The sequence below is a fragment of the Paenibacillus sp. P46E genome (assembly GCF_001909095.1).
In the GTDB taxonomy this organism is placed as follows: Bacteria; Bacillota; Bacilli; order Paenibacillales; family Paenibacillaceae; genus Paenibacillus_AQ; species Paenibacillus_AQ helianthi.
In genome coordinates this window covers 334778-349912 of the sequence record NZ_LVYZ01000001.1, presented here as the reverse complement: position 1 = coordinate 349912, position 15135 = coordinate 334778, and the positions used below count along the sequence as shown (strand labels likewise).

Annotated in this window: 7 protein-coding genes; all 7 read right to left on the bottom strand. The window is 49.2% G+C overall.

Going from position 1 to position 15135, the window contains the following annotated elements; all coding sequences use genetic code 11:
- Nucleotides 1-18: 18 nt before the first annotated feature.
- The 7 genes from A3849_RS01365 to A3849_RS01335 all read right to left on the bottom strand — a co-directional run bounded on the left by A3849_RS01365 (nt 19) and on the right by A3849_RS01335 (nt 15060).
- Nucleotides 19-4848, bottom strand: coding sequence for an S-layer homology domain-containing protein (locus A3849_RS01365; RefSeq protein WP_074109810.1), 4830 nt, complete (start codon nt 4846-4848; stop codon nt 19-21).
- 166 nt (nt 4849-5014) lie between these two features.
- Entirely contained in the window at nt 5015-7579 is a 2565-nt protein-coding gene (locus A3849_RS01360; RefSeq protein WP_256700613.1) for a winged helix-turn-helix domain-containing protein, read from the bottom strand.
- 188 nt (nt 7580-7767) lie between these two features.
- Entirely contained in the window at nt 7768-9495 is a 1728-nt protein-coding gene (locus A3849_RS01355; RefSeq protein ID WP_074109808.1) for a type 2 periplasmic-binding domain-containing protein, read from the bottom strand.
- A 63-nt stretch (nt 9496-9558) separates the two neighbouring features.
- Nucleotides 9559-10437 (bottom strand): carbohydrate ABC transporter permease, encoded by an 879-nt coding sequence (locus A3849_RS01350; protein WP_074109807.1) that lies wholly within the window; start codon nt 10435-10437, stop codon nt 9559-9561.
- Between the two features lie 13 nt (nt 10438-10450).
- Nucleotides 10451-11380, bottom strand: a complete 930-nt coding sequence (locus A3849_RS01345; protein ID WP_074109806.1) for an ABC transporter permease — start codon at nt 11378-11380, stop codon at nt 10451-10453.
- A gap of 253 nt (nt 11381-11633) precedes the next feature.
- Nucleotides 11634-13265 carry a response regulator transcription factor gene (locus A3849_RS01340; protein WP_074109805.1) on the bottom strand — a complete coding sequence of 544 codons (1632 nt, stop codon included), beginning with the start codon at nt 13263-13265 and terminating at the stop codon, nt 11634-11636.
- Nucleotides 13258-15060 (bottom strand): sensor histidine kinase, encoded by a 1803-nt coding sequence (locus A3849_RS01335; protein WP_074109804.1) that lies wholly within the window; start codon nt 15058-15060, stop codon nt 13258-13260. The genes A3849_RS01340 and A3849_RS01335 overlap by 8 nt, the downstream gene beginning before the upstream one ends.
- Between the last annotated feature and the right edge of the window lie 75 nt (nt 15061-15135).

The following is a 15135-nucleotide window of genomic DNA, read 5'->3' as shown; positions in this document are numbered from 1 at the left end:
TTCGCCATTAATCCGCTGTTAGTTCCTCAATTGTGCCAGCAGCTTCAACAGAACCGTTACCGCCTCTGCTCTTGTAGCAGATTCTTGAGGAGCAAACGCATTCTCCCCTTTCCCTTGCACGATTCCCGCTTCCTTCACAAAATCGACGCTGCCCTTCGCCCAGACTGGGATATCCTTGTCATCCGCGAAGCCCGTTGCAGTCTTGACTTCGGTAGTCACACCCAATGCTTTGGCAAGGATAACCGCCATCTCTGCACGGGTAATTTCTGCATTTGGGCGGAAACCGCCGTCTTCATAGCCTGTAATGATACCTGCTTGCACCGCTTGAGCGATTGCACTCTGCGCCCACGCTCCGATTGTTGCTGTATCCGTGAAGGTCAGATTCGCTCCTGCGCCTTGTGGCTTCAGCACATTCATCAGCATCACCGCGAATTCCGCACGCGTCACCGAATGGTTCGGCCGGAACGTTCCATCCAGGTAACCCTTAACCATTCCCATGCTTAGTGCTTGCTGGATGCTTGCTGCTGCCCAATGTCCAGCGACATCCCTAAGAGTAATTTCTGTAGGGCTCTTCGTGGCCGGCGTTCTTACTGGCAGTCCTGTCACTTTATCCACATTGAGTACTGCATATTTCCCGAAGTGGTCCACTTCCACAATAATGTGATTCCCTTCGATCTTGCCGTCTGCGGCTTCAATCCAGGTTTTCTTCACTTCGTCATAATAGAATACCGCCGCTTGTTGGTTACTCGTCACAAGGGCCGGATCAAACGCAATCTTCAACGTAACCGGTTTACTGAAGTCCTCCGCAAAGTTTTTCGTAATCTCATATACGGGGCTGAGCAGGATTTCTTTATTCGGGAAAAGCTTTTGTGGCTCCAGCACCTTTTCGATGGATACGTTCAGTTCCTTGGCTGCTGCTCCGGCAGGAATTGAAATTTTGACCCCATCCTCTAAGCTAACCTCGCCCGCCTGGTTTACCGGAAGCGTTATTTTACCATTTGTGCTGGAAATGATGTTGTTGGTCGATGGTGTAACAGTATTACCTGTGTCGGTGATCACAGGCGCTGTCGCCGGGAATTCGGCGGTTACCACACCGGAATCCGCTGTATTCGTGGTGCTTGCTCCAGGTACGCTGAAGAAGTAGGCGGGCACTCCCTTTAAGGTATAACCCGGCTTGGGCGTGATTGTAATCGTTGCGGTGTATGCCGTGCCTGGGGCAAATACGGTTGTCGCTGGCGACCAGCTAACCGTCGCGGTATATTCTGGCGAATAGGTCGCCGTTGTTACTGGAATGGCCCCGGTAACTGGCACAGTTACACCCGCTACCCTTGCTGCTGTGATAGGAATAGCTGTCACAGGGGGTTCCGTGTCGGGCACAGTGGCTGTTGCCGGGAATTCGGCGGTTACTACACCGGAATCTGCTGTATTCGTGGTGTTTGCGCCTGCGACGGTGAAAAAGTTGGCTGGCACTCCCGCTAAGGTATAACCCGGTTTGGGCGTGACTGTGATCGTTGCCGTATACGCCGTGCCTGGGGCAAACACGGTTGTCGCTGGCGACCAGCTAACCGTGGCGGTGTATTCTGGCGAGTAGGTCGCCGTTGTTACCGGCGTGGCCCCGGTTACCGGTGACATTGCACCCTCAATCCCTGCTGCCGTGATGGGAATGGCTGTCGCTGGTATTATTGCCGTCGCCGGGAATTTGGCGATGACTACACCGGAATCTGCTGTATTCGTCGTGATTGCTCCAGGTACGCTGAAGAAGTATTCCGGCAATCCGGTTAAGGTGTAGCCCGGTTTGGGCGTGATTGTAATCGTTGCGGTATAGGCTATTCCTCCAGCAAAGGTTGCGTCTGCTGGGGTCCAAGCAACTGAGGCTGTATACTCTGCCGTCTCTGGCACAGTTGCGACTGGTGTTCCCCCCGCTACCGGTAACACCACTCCCGCTATCACTGCGGTTGAAATAGACGCCGCTGCCGTTGCAGGGAATACAGCGGTCACAATACCCGAATTCGCTGCATTCGTCGTCGTTGCTCCCGCTACCTGGAAGAAATCTTTAGCCACTCCGGCTAAAGTATAACCCGGCTTGGGCGTGAGCGTAATCTTCGCAGTGTACATTGTTGCTCCTGCAAACTTCACGTCTGCCGGGGTCCAGGCTATCGCCGCAGTATACTCTGCTGTGTCCGCTATCGATGTCTTCGGCGCTGCTCCTGCGACCGGCACTGTCATTCCCGCTATCTCCGCGGTCGTGATGGGTACGGCTGCCGTCGCAGGGAATACGGCGGTCACAACACCTGAATCTGCTGCATTCGTTGTTATCGCTCCCGCTACCTTGAAGAAGTCTTTAGCCACTCCCGCTAAAGTATAGCCCGGCTTGGGCGTGAGGCTAATCTTCGCTTCATAGATTGTTTCTCCTGCAAACTTCGTGTCTGCCGGGGTCCAGGCTATCGCTGCCGTATACTCTGCTGTGTCCGCTATCGATGTCTTCGGCGCTGCTCCTGCGACCGGCACTGTCATTCCCGCTATCGCCGCGGTCGTGATGGGCACAGCTGCTGTTGCCGGGAATACGGCGGTCACAATGCCTGAATTCGCTCCATTTGTCGTAGTTGCTCCCGCTACCTTGAAGAAGTCCTTTGCCACTCCGGCTAAAGTATACCCCGGCTTGGGCGTAAGGGTAATCGTTGCCGTATAGCTGGCTGCTCCTGCAAACTTCGTGTCTGCCGGGGTCCAGGCTATTGCCGCTGTATATTCTGCTGTGTCCGCTATCGATGTTTTCGGCGCTGCTCCTGCTACCGGCGCTATCACTCCAGCTATCGCTGCTGTCGTGATAGGCAACGCTGCCGTCGCAGGGAATTCGGCGGTCACAACACCTGAATCTGCCGCATTCGTAGTTGTCGCTCCGGCTACCTTGAAGAAGTCTTTAGTCACTCCGGCTAAGGTATAGCCCGGCTTGGGCGTAAGGCTGATCGTTGCCGTATAGCTTGCTTCTCCTGCAAACTTTGTGTCTGCCGGAGACCAGGCTATCGCCGCTGTATATTCTGCCGTGTCCGCTAAAGCCGCAACCGGAGCTCCCCCTGTTACCGGCACTGTCACTCCATTAATTGCTGCAGTTGAGATAGGCGCTGCTGCCGTCGCAGGAAATATGGCGGTCACAACGCCATTATCCGGATCATTCTTCGTAGTTGCTCCGGCTACTCTGAAGGAGTTTGCAGGCACACCTGTTAGTGTATATCCTGGCTTTGGTGTGAGGATAATCGTCGCGGTGTAGATTTTGGATCCTGCAAATTTAGCATCGGCCGGGGACCAGGTCATCGAGGCAGTATATTCTTCTGTCGAAGCTATCGTTGTCCCCGGTTCTTCACCTGTTACTGGTGTGGTTACTCCTGCAATGGATGCCGACGCAATTAGTTTCTTGATATCCCGGGCATCTACACTCAATATTTTTTCATCAGAAGCTGGTTGATTAGTTGTTTCCTTGACTCGAATGTAAATTCGATCACCTACCTGGACAGCGATGTTGTCAACGCTTGTACCCGCAATCATCGTGTACGGGCCAGTATTAATTCTATACTCCATATCACTCGTGACGCCATTTAACTTTGTTGTTCCCGGAATGGTTGTACCAAACGTCAACACCACTGTTTGTGGTGCTGCTGCCGGCTTAATATTTGTTTTATCGACCGTGAATATTTTGGCGATTGAATTAGGTGATGCTACTCGGACGAGGATCTCATCTCCCGAATCCACAGTTATATTATCGACAGAACTACCCGTAATTGCCGTGTAATGGGTACCGTCCATCGAATACTCCATACCATTCGGAATATTATTCAACTTCGTTGTTCCCCCATTTGTTCCTGGCGTCAATCTTATAAACGCCCATAATTGAGGATATTCACCTGAAAGCATATACCAATCTTCACTGAAACTCCAACCACTAAATGTGGTTGGATCCTTCATTTCTGCAGTTGTTTTACCAGTGCCTTTATCTATATCCGACTGTGCTGTTGTATCGCTATCGTAGAAGCTATTACTTCCGCTTTGGATTGTTCCTTGACCAACCAAGCCACCCGTACTAGCATTATCATTACCACTTACTCTTCCTATGGCGTAACTGTTGCTGATGGGTTCATCACTCTTTCCCACTAAGCCGCCCACTCGATTAATTCCACTCACACTTCCTGTAGCGTAACTGTTGCTGATGTTAGTGCGGTAGTTCCCAAAGTTCCATCCCACCAAGCCGCCTACAGAATCCCTACCACTCACACTTCCTGTACCGTAACTATTTCTGATGGTTCCTACGTTCCACCCCACCAAACCGCCCACAAAAGTATCTCCACTCACACTTCCTGTGGCGTAACTGTTGCTAATGGTTCCACTTCCATTGTTAATACCCGCCAAGCTGCCCGTGTTAAGTTCGCCATTAATACCAATAATTACCAAAATTACATTGGTAATTATACCGCGATTATCTCGGAACAATCCGATATTATCTTGACTTGGTCTATCAATCTTCAGATTTGTGATTTTAAATCCATTTCCGTCAAAGTCCCCTTCAAATTGTTCATAAAAACCCTGGCCGCCGATTGGTATCCAACCCTCGCCGGATGCATAACTACTCAAATCAATATCAGCTATCAGTTTAAAGCTTTTGTCTAAATAATTCCTAACCTCATTAAGCTGATCCGCCGTTGCAATCTGATAAGGGTCACTTGCTGTGCCCGTTCCTCCAGCGAAGCCCCCCGCAGCATGAGCCGTCCCTCCGCTAGGTGCAATAACTCCTAAGATTCCACCCCATACCATTAACAACACCAGGAAAATCGACAATCCTTTTTGATACACCCTATCCATCGCATTCTCTCCTCCAACGCTTCTCAACTTCATATATTTCTCACAAATAATTCCGTTCTCCAAACTCCACTGTGTCATTATTCATTGTGTTCATCCCACTATAAGCCTTTCCACGCAAAAAAATAACTCCCCATTTGGGGAGGTACGGGCAAAAATGATAGGATAATTAATCCATAATACTCAATTCTTTGGCTCGCTGCAGCGCTTGTATCCGATTGTTCGCCTCAAGCTTTCTGTACACATTCCGAATATGGAACTTTACGGTTTCACCTGTGATGTTAAGATCTGATGCGATCTGCTTATTCGTCAATCCGCCCGCGATCAATAATAAGACCTTCGTTTCCTGATCGGTCAGTAATTCTTTACGAGGCTGTTCAGTTGGTAAGACGCCCTGGCTCGTGACCTGTATAACCTGGAGCAGTTGCTGTACATAACCCGATGTAACAAGCGGCACGCCCCCCCATTGATTGCCCTGAAGTCTCTTCCCATAAGCCGCCAGCAGTTCAGCCATCGCAGGGCCTTCATCTATAAAACTGCGGATATACCCCTCCGGCTCTGCCAAATGCAGGGCTGTCTCTAACTGAAGCAGAGCTTCCTCCAATTGACCAGAGCGTTGAAGTACCATACTGCGCAGAATGATGACCTGAATCCGGTCCCGCAGACGGTCTTCCTTATCCAACATGCGAATTAACTGTTCCAGCAGATACAGTGCATCCTCCATCCGTTCACAAGCAGCCAGTACTCTGGCAAAAGCAAGATACTCTGAGACCCGGTTCAGCGAAACCTCATCCGTATGGGTCATACCGCATCTATGCAGCCAATCCTCTGCTTCTTGAAGCGAGCCTTGCCGCAGGGACAGAGAAGCCTCTTCCGCTTCGATTCTGTACATAAATAATTCGTTATCCGGAGAATTTATCTGCGATTTCAACTCAGTCAGCAGCGCTGTGGCCCGACTCCGATTCCCTTTGGCTTGCTGGATTCTTGAAGCACTAATGGATATTTGAATCAGAATCCGCGCAAAAGGCAACATATCCTGGCGTCCAACCACCATAGCAGCAACCCGCTCCGCCTCTTCCAGCTGGTTCCACTCATACAATAACTTGCTGTAAGAGGCACATAAGAAGCCGAGAAAAGGGTATTCCTGCTTGCTATGCCACAGTGTAATCCATCTCAACAGAAAAGCATCCGCTGCCTGAAGATCGCTGATATGTGCGAGCAGATCATCAAATGAATCATAGCCTTGGTATCTGTTGCGGCCCACTGTTTGAAAGAAACTGCCCTCCGGCATATACTGTTCAACCAACCCGAAGTAGGCTGACGTTTGTTCCAAGTCTTTTTGAAGATAAGCGGTGATCGCATGGAAAAAGTAGATATTGCCCATGGCCTGTTTCCATTCCACATCCGTTACTTTGCCTTCCAGCGCTTGAAACCGGATGGTAGCTTGGTTCACTCTGCGGAAAGCTGTTGTCCATTCTCCAACGCCCAATAAGACGGATATCACAAACAATTCGATCATCGGCTTCTCCGCAAACGAGTTTTCTGGTAACACGGAGACCCAGCGGATCAATACCACACTTTTTGTCTGTACTAGCATATGTAAATTTTTCTCAATTAACCGGACGGCATCCTGAAACTGTTGTCCCTCTAAATAATGCTCCACCGCTTCTTCGTCAAATCCCAGAAGCTCCAGCCCGGTTGCTGCGCGGATATGCACCTGCACCCATCGGTCCGGGTCCATTCGGAACAATTGCTGCTGCAGAAAATCAGAGAGCAAATGATGATACCGGTACCATTTCCTGTGATCATCCAAAGGGACAATGAATAGATTCATTTGCTCCAGTCTTTCCAATTGTGCCTGAGTGTCCAGTTGACCGCTTACCGCCCGGCATAATGAAGCGTTCATACGGTTTAAAATCGAAGTTTCCAATAAAAAATCACGTGTCTGCTGCGGCAGATGTTCAAATACCTCTTGCAGCAAATAATCAGAAATATGATGCTGATGACCGCTGAATTGCTGAAGGGTATCTGCAATATTCTCACTTTGTTTCAAAGAAAGAGCTGCAAGCTGTAAGCCGCTGATCCAGCCTTCCGTCTGCTGGAACAGCATCTTCACTTGCTCCGGGGATAAGCCTAAATCCGTTGTTTCGCGAAAAAAGATAAGTCCCTCGTCCAATTGAAAACGCAAATCCTGCATTTGAATCCGATGTAATTCACCTTTGGCCAGAAGCCTCGCGGTCGGTATGGACAGATCTGTACGGCTGGCAATATAGAGATGAATATGAGGTGGTAAATGCTCTAGCAGATAGATCATGGACCGATGGATAGCTGGAAGTTCAATCACATGATAATCATCGAGAATAATAACCAGATCGTGGGGATAGCCGTTCAATTCATTCAGCAGTTCTATGATTGCAGGCTCGGAAGACGTTGAAGGCCCTATCTCAAGCAGGGATTGAGCCCCCAAGCCAAACCCCGGCTCTCTCTCTTGAATGGAGGCGGTGAAGTAACTCCAGAACTGAATCCAATCATTATCCTGCGGGTCCAGCGACACCCAGGCCACAACGCTGCGGCATTGTTTGACCCATTCACTTAACGCTGTGGTTTTCCCATATCCAGCCTGCGCGGAAACCAGTGTCAATTTGGCCGTTCTTCCTTCATTCAGCTTATGAATCAGCCTCGGCCGGGATACCAGAGATTTACGCACATGGGGGATATGAAGTTTTGTGCTCACCAACAATAAATATCCCTCCGTAATATGTATAGTAATTTGTACAAGTAATGCTGATATTGGCTATGCGTTAGCGCTGTCTCTCCAATCTCATTATTATACCAGACACGATACTATTAAAATATGGAAAAGGCTCTCCGAAGCAAAAAGGAACCGTGTACAAACACGGTTCCCCCAACATGGAAAGTCTATTATTGAACCCCTTTTTTCTTCATATCCTCCAAATGGCGCTGGTACATGACTTTTTCGGCCTTCTCCGCCCCCACCTTATCCATCTGTCCGATGAAATCGTTGTAGGTGTTGTCGAATTCAGCATCTGTCTCCGAAAGGATCAGCTTGGGAATCGTTTTATTCCAGAGATCCTTCACTTTTCCGTTAATGACTCCTTCAGGCGTGGATCCGTCAGGCTCCAGGTTGTCCATGCCCAGGGAGTAGCTGTCGAAGTTATACTTCTCGAGCAATTTGGCTGCGGCAAACTGTTCCGGCTGCTGTTCCTGGAAGTCACGGGCAGATGCATCATCCCATACTTTACCAGCCCGCATCAAGAGTGTCGAATCATTGAAACCGTACTGAGCGTTAAAGGCGTTGTTGTCCTTCAGCGACAAATCCATGATCTCCTGCTTGTATTTCGGCAGTCCGTCAACCATGTCATACGTCTCGCCTTCCTTGCCGTAGCGCGCATCCAGCTGTCCTTCGTCAGACCATGCATACTCAGCAAAACGGATAATGCGTTCCGGATCTTTTGCTTTCTTAGTAATGAAGAAGCCCTGCCAGCCCATCAGACGGGAAGCGGCATATCTTGGATCTTGGCCATTGGCCTGAAGTCCGCCGATAACCGTATATTTCTGATCTGCGCCCAGTGTGCTTTCAATCTTAGGGTTGTATTGGGTGTACATATTGCTCATGTACTGGGAAGCGGTTGCATATTGCGCGCCATACAGCTTCTCTTCATATTGCTCCTGCTTGTAGATGAGCAGCTGCGAATCGAACAGACCATTGCGGTACAGCTGATTCATGTAGCGGAAGGCATCAATAAACCCTTTATTCCGCATCGGGTATTCAACGATCTGCTGATCATCCTTAATCCGCTCTTCCAGCAATTTCGGCGAGAAGGAGCTGATCAGGAAGTTCATCGACAAGCTGCCAGCGAAGCCGTTCTTAGCCACATCGAAATTCTCCACACCGACCGGGCTGACATCCGGATATTTCTGTTTGGCCAGCTTGAGGGCGTTCATCAGATCGTCAGTCGTTTTCAGTTCCGGACTGCCAATCGCCTTGTAAATATCTGAGCGGAAGAACCATGGACGAATTGGCGTAATCGGCACACCGCTCGTCAGTCTGTCGCTAGTCTCAAACAGGTTCGGCAAATACCAGAGCTTCCCGTTGATCGAATGATATTTCACCATCTCCGGATCAAGCATGGTCTTAAGTTCTGGAGCATATTTGTCCATTAGCTCATCCATGGAGTACACCATACCGTTGTTGATCAGCTTCATAACCGCAGGATTATTCCAGTCCAACATGATGGTATCCGGCAGGTCGCCGGAGGCAATCATGGTGTTCAGATAGTCGTCATCGTTCCCTGTTGCGAGCTTACGGTCAATCGTCACTCCTGTTTTTTCTGTAGCCAGCTTCATTGCATACTGATCCTTCCACAGATAGGCAGATGCCCAGTTACCGTAGAAATATTGACTGAATTTGAAGGGCGATGTATCTTTCTTCCAAGATGCTTCTCCGTTTGCAGTGTCTGTTCCCGCATTCGCAGGCTCCGCCGAAGCATTCGCAGCCGGAGTATTACCAGTCTTATTGCCGCCGGCCGCCCCATTAGCATTGTTGCCGGTATTATTAGAACTGCAGCCTGCCAGCAGGGTGAACACGAGTAGAGCAGCAGCCATTCCTTTGGTACCTGTCTTTCTCATACATTGACCTCCCATAAGTTGAAATCTATATACTTAAACAGCCGAAGCCGCAAAAGCCGTGGTCTATCCCTTGACTGAACCGATCATGACACCTTGCACAAAATATTTCTGTACGAAGGGGTAGGTAAATACGATTGGCAATGTGGTGATGACCATTGTGGCCAGCTTAAGCGATTGTGCAGAGACTGAGCCCAGCCCCAGATTGCTGGCCATCAGGCTGACATTGCTGTTGGAGCTGATGATTTGCATCAGAATTTGCTGCAGCGTAAGCAGGTGGTCATTGCCGAATAACATGGCATCATACCATGAGTTCCAGTGAAACACCGCATTGTAGAGCGCAACCGTCGCAAGTACAGGCTTGGATACCGGCAGGACCAGCTGCCAGAAAATCCGCAAATCATTGGCACCATCAATTTTGGCTGATTCTTCGATCTCCTTGGGCAGGCCATTGAAGAAGGTCAGCATGATAATGGCATTAAATACATTAAAGAGGTTCGGGATGATATAGACCAGGAAGCTCCCTTTTAGATGCAGATATTTGGCAACGACGAGGTAGTAAGGAATAATCCCCCCGCTGAAATACATGGTGATAATAGCCATCATCAGGAAAATCCGGCGTCCCATAAGCTCGGTTTTGGATACGCCATAAGCAAAGGCTGCTGTAAATAGTACTGCTGTGGCTGTTCCGGCAATGGTTCTGGCGATGGTCACCAGAAATGCATGTCCCATCCGGTCATCCTGAAACACGACTTTATAATTTTCAATGGAGAACACACGGGGCCAGAATGCAATCCCTCCGCGTGCAGCATCCGTCGGGTCATTAAGCGAAGTAATCACAATATTATAGAATGGATACAGTGTCATAATACAGAGCGCCAGCAGCACCAGAACATTCAGGATATCAAAGGCTCGTTCCGGCCAGCTTTTCGAATAAGTTAACATGATGCCCCGCCTCCTAGAACAAGCTCTCTTTAGTTATTTTTCGTGAAGAATAGTTAGCAATATACATAAGCACGAAGGCCACGATGGATTGGAACAATCCAATAGCGGTACCGTAGGAGAATCTGCCTGTAACAAGGCCGGTCTTATACGAATATACAGACAGCACATTGGCCACATCCTGAGTCATGGAGTTCTGCATAAGGTACATCTGGTCAAAGTTCGAGTTAATGAGACCGCCCACGGAGAGAATCAGCAGAATAATGATCGTCGGCTTCAGTGAAGGCAGTGTGATATGCCATATCCGCCGGAACCGGTTAGCACCATCCACAACGGCCGCTTCATAGAGCTGGGGATCAATCCCTGCAATGGCTGCCAGATAAATAATTGAATTCCAGCCTATGTTCTTCCAAATCTCCGTAAATACAACCAGTGTCAGGAAGGTGTGCGGGCTGCCCATGATCATGGTATCGCTTCCAATTATCCCAGTACTCACCAGCATCTTACTGATAATACCGTTCTCCGGATCAAGCAGGGTGTACATTAAGCCAACAACCAGCACCCAGGATACGAAATACGGTAAATACGTCAGGGATTGAACAATCCGCTTGAACCGTTTGAACACCAATTCGTTCAGCAGAATGGCCAGGATGATCGGTGCGGGAAAACCGAATACCAGCTTGGCAATGCTGATTCTGAACGTATTGATCAGTGAATCTGTAAACGTCGGATCGTTGAACAATTCCTTGAAATTCGCAAGCCCCGTCCAAGGACTGTGAATAAACCCCTGGAAGGGTGTATATTCCTGGAAGGAAATAATTACACCGTACATCGGGATATAGTTGAAAATGATCATCCATAGCACTGCAGGCAGTGTCAACAACATAAGATACCGCTGATGCCAAAACCGCTTGGACCTACTACGCTTGACGGGTAAACTGCTCATAAGCTACTTCCTTTCTTCTGCTTTCGCCTTCTCTTGTCTTCCTATGGCTAATTATAGAATCCTGCTATCCCCGGGGATATATCAAAAATGAACGCGGGTATCAGAATCCCACGATGTTTGTAAGCGCTATCTTCAAAGGAGCAGTAACTCACCCTCAACCGCCTGAATATGCAGCAATACATGTCAAAAAGCCTCAAACGCATCAATAGCGTTTGAGGCTTGCAACCCTATAGTTCCATGCATAAATCTACCATTAGCGATGTACAAATTCCCTGTATTCTCCGGGTGTCATTCCATATACCTGCTTGTACAGCAGCCCGAAATAAGAAGCATTCGGTATACCGATCTGCTCGGCAACCACAGCTATACGCTGCTTGGTAGTGCGCAGCATTTCCTCTGCACGCTCCAGTCTGAACTCCTGGATGTATTCGCTTGGTGTCTTGCCCGTCTTCTTCTTAAATACCATCCCCAGGTGGTTGGGCGAGACAAACACTTCACCGGCCAAATAAGCAAGGCTCAGATTCTGGTTCCCGTATTGTTCTTCAATCAGACTAATTACCCGGTTAATCAGATAGTCGTCTTTACGGTTCCGCTTCTCTTCCAGAAGCAATGCCGTTTCATCGATAACAGCTGCCGTATAGTCCCTCATTTCCTGGAACTGCCGGCATGCCAGCAGAGTCTCCATATGGTTGGTGGCTACAGCCGTTGTTGCTTGAGCGGCGGGCACCGAAAGTGACAGACAGCTCTCGATCACGCCGCCAAGCAGAGCCGCGATGTAAGATCTTCCGGCCCCGGGGTGCGCGGCAAGAAAGCTGAACAGTTCGTCCATTACAAGTCCGGTTGAACTTCCGCTACCGAGGTCATGCCTCAAACGCTTGGCATACTCCCGGAATTGATGGGTGAATAATTCAGAGTCCTGGGTGAACTGCTTTCTGGCGAGCAGTTCCTCTTCTGCTGTAAGAACGCCGGCTAGACCATTAAACACCGCATAATCAAATGCGCTTTGCGACTCCCGGAAGGATTCACAGATCATTTCCAGATTCTCTATCGGACGCCCGATACCGAGGGTCCACCCGCTACTCTTTCTCTGCTCCTGTGAGAAGCCGTCTTCACTCTCCAGCGGCATGTATAGCTCCCGCAGGAGCTGATCTGCAAGCTGTATCTGCCCGCAGAGTTCTTCCTGCTGCAGCGCAACAAGCAGGATAAAGGCTGCATGTATTCCTTGTCCTGCCGAATGTACAAGAACCTGCCGCTCAAGAGCATTCCCGGCGATCTGCTCCATATGTATAGTATCGGGGGGCTGTGATAGGGCCGGCGGTGAACATACCCATACGGAGAATGCGTCTGCATCCAGATAGCCGTTGTTCCGAAGTTCACTGACTGTTTCTTTTCTGGCCTGCTCATCCGCCCGGTTAAGCAGCAGATCCATCACCCGCTGCCGCAGCGAGATGTGATGCACCGCATCTTTTTCCAGCCACATGCTTTCTTCTTCCCTTAGCTTCCGGCGGTGATCCTCACAGCCTTGAACGACCTTGAGCATCGTCCCGAGCATTTCTTCTTCTCCAACCGGCTTAAGCACATAATCCACCGCGCCAAACCTCAACGCTTCACGGGCATATTCAAAATCGTCATAACCGGTCAGCACAACAATCCGCACCTCAGGAAGCTTGTCCAGGATAAGCTTTGCCATTTCAATCCCGTTTCGGCCAGGCATTTGTATATCGGTGATAAGGATATCCGGCCTGATCTCCAGAGCCTTGTCCAAGCCCTCGATGCCGTCTGCAGCGGTCTCCACTACAGAGATGCCCATAGACTCCCAATCCAGAAAATCGACAAGCCCTTCCCTCTCCCAACGTTCATCCTCGACGATAAGCATTTTAAACATTCTTAATCCCCCTGGCTGCAAAAGATAGGGTAATCACCGTTCCAATCCCCTGTCTGCTGTATAGTTCAATATGCTGGGATTCCCCATAGTAAGCCTGAAGACGTCTGGTAATATTGGCAATAGCAAATCCGCTTCCTCTTGTATTAAGGGTTCTTCCTTCCCTCACCGCTTCAGCCATGGCCCGCGGCATGCCAACACCATCGTCGATGATGCGGATGACTATCAGATCACCCTCCAATGCCGCTTTTATGATTATGGTTCCGTGAGAACGCTTAGGTTCAATTCCGTGGATAAGAGCATTTTCTACAAGAGGCTGCAAAATATTCTTCAGGGTATATCCGCTTCTGACCCGGTCATCCACTTCAAAAACGGCATCAAAACGGTCTTCGAACCTGAATTTCTGAATCGCCAGATAAGCAGCCACCATATCAAGCTCATTCGCTACCAATGTCTCCGAGTTGCCCTTATTCAGTACAAGCCTGTAGAATTTTGCCATTGAATCCGACAGCTTCACGATGTCCGGCGCCTTGGCCTTGCGGGCAACCCAGGATATCGTCGCGAGCGTATTGTACAGAAAATGAGGATTGATCTGCGATTCCAACGCCTTCAGTTCAGCATCTTTTTCAAGCAGCTCTGTTTTGTATACGGTTTCGACTAAATCATGTATCCGGGTGGTCATGTGGTTGAAGCTAAGTGCCATTTGAGTGAATTCATCATTCCAAACGACCGGAACCGATACGTCAATAGAGCCTTCGCGTACCTGCTTCATCGCTTTGAGGAGCACTTTCATGCGGGACAGCAGCTTCACTGTCAAATAATACACCAGCAGGCTGAGTACAATAAGAGCAGCAATGATCACAATGAAGCTGGTCCGAACCGACTGGTTCACTTTATCCACGAAGCGGCTGACCGGAAACACGCCTACAAGACGAAGATCGGGGCCGTCAAGCGGGATCGAGATCACCAGCGACCTAACTCCCCCTACCTTAGCTATGGTATTCAGCTTGCTGCGATCCCCCGGCAACACTTGGGTAAGCTGTTCAATCGTCTTATCAGATAACTGAATCTTATTATTGGAAGCCATCCGGTTGTTGCTGTCCAGAACGAGAACGCTTCCAACATCCGGATTTGAATCCTCCAGCGGCTGCAAAAGTACGCTCTGTGTCACTTCTATTTCTACCAGACCATTGATCTCGTCATTGCGTCCGGAGAAAATCTTCCGGTTATAAGAAAAGACATCCGCTTTGGCCTTCACGTCAGGCCGCATGGTTAACAGTTTCTCTAAATGCAACCCCCGCCAGCTCGTCTGATTGTGGGAATCATTCATAAACTTGGTATACTCCATATCCCCGCGAATCCGGTTCATACTATAAAAGCCGTCATAGAGCTCGAATAGCTCGGGGATCGTTGAATTATTCATATATACATGAATCGAGTGGATGTACGTGTTCTGACGCATAATATTGTCTACAATCGGAGCAACATTGTACCGGTAGTCCTGAAGCTGGAAGCTCTCATTAATAAAGGCGCTGTCCAGCAGCGTCTGAATCCTTGAATCAAAGGCAATGATCTGGGAAAGGTTCTCGATCATGCTCACTTTCTCATCTATACTATTCTTCGTCTGAAGCAGATTCTGCTCCATTACGCTCCGCGCCTGAGAAATGGCTGAACTGTAGGCCTGCACATACAGAATGACCCCTGTTATTATGGAAGAAACCATGAGAATCAAAACATAGACCCCAACAAATTTCGAGGTCACACTCCAGTTGTGAAAGACTCGGGTGATTCGCTTCATGTAATCTTATTAGCCCCCTATGTGCCTCAACTCCACCCCATCGTAACACCGGCTCTCCGATTAGTAAATTGTTCT

Bases quoted from the DNA above. Each gene is read 5' to 3' on its own strand.
- A3849_RS01365 (WP_074109810.1), bottom strand. From the start codon at position 4,848: ATGGATAGGGTGTATCAAAAAGGATTGTCGATTTTCCTGGTGTTGTTA.
- A3849_RS01355 (WP_074109808.1), bottom strand. From the start codon at position 9,495: ATGAGAAAGACAGGTACCAAAGGAATGGCTGCTGCTCTACTCGTGTTC.
- A3849_RS01350 (WP_074109807.1), bottom strand. From the start codon at position 10,437: ATGTTAACTTATTCGAAAAGCTGGCCGGAACGAGCCTTTGATATCCTG.
- A3849_RS01345 (WP_074109806.1), bottom strand. From the start codon at position 11,380: ATGAGCAGTTTACCCGTCAAGCGTAGTAGGTCCAAGCGGTTTTGGCAT.
- A3849_RS01340 (WP_074109805.1), bottom strand. From the start codon at position 13,265: ATGTTTAAAATGCTTATCGTCGAGGATGAACGTTGGGAGAGGGAAGGG.
- A3849_RS01335 (WP_074109804.1), bottom strand. From the start codon at position 15,060: ATGAAGCGAATCACCCGAGTCTTTCACAACTGGAGTGTGACCTCGAAA.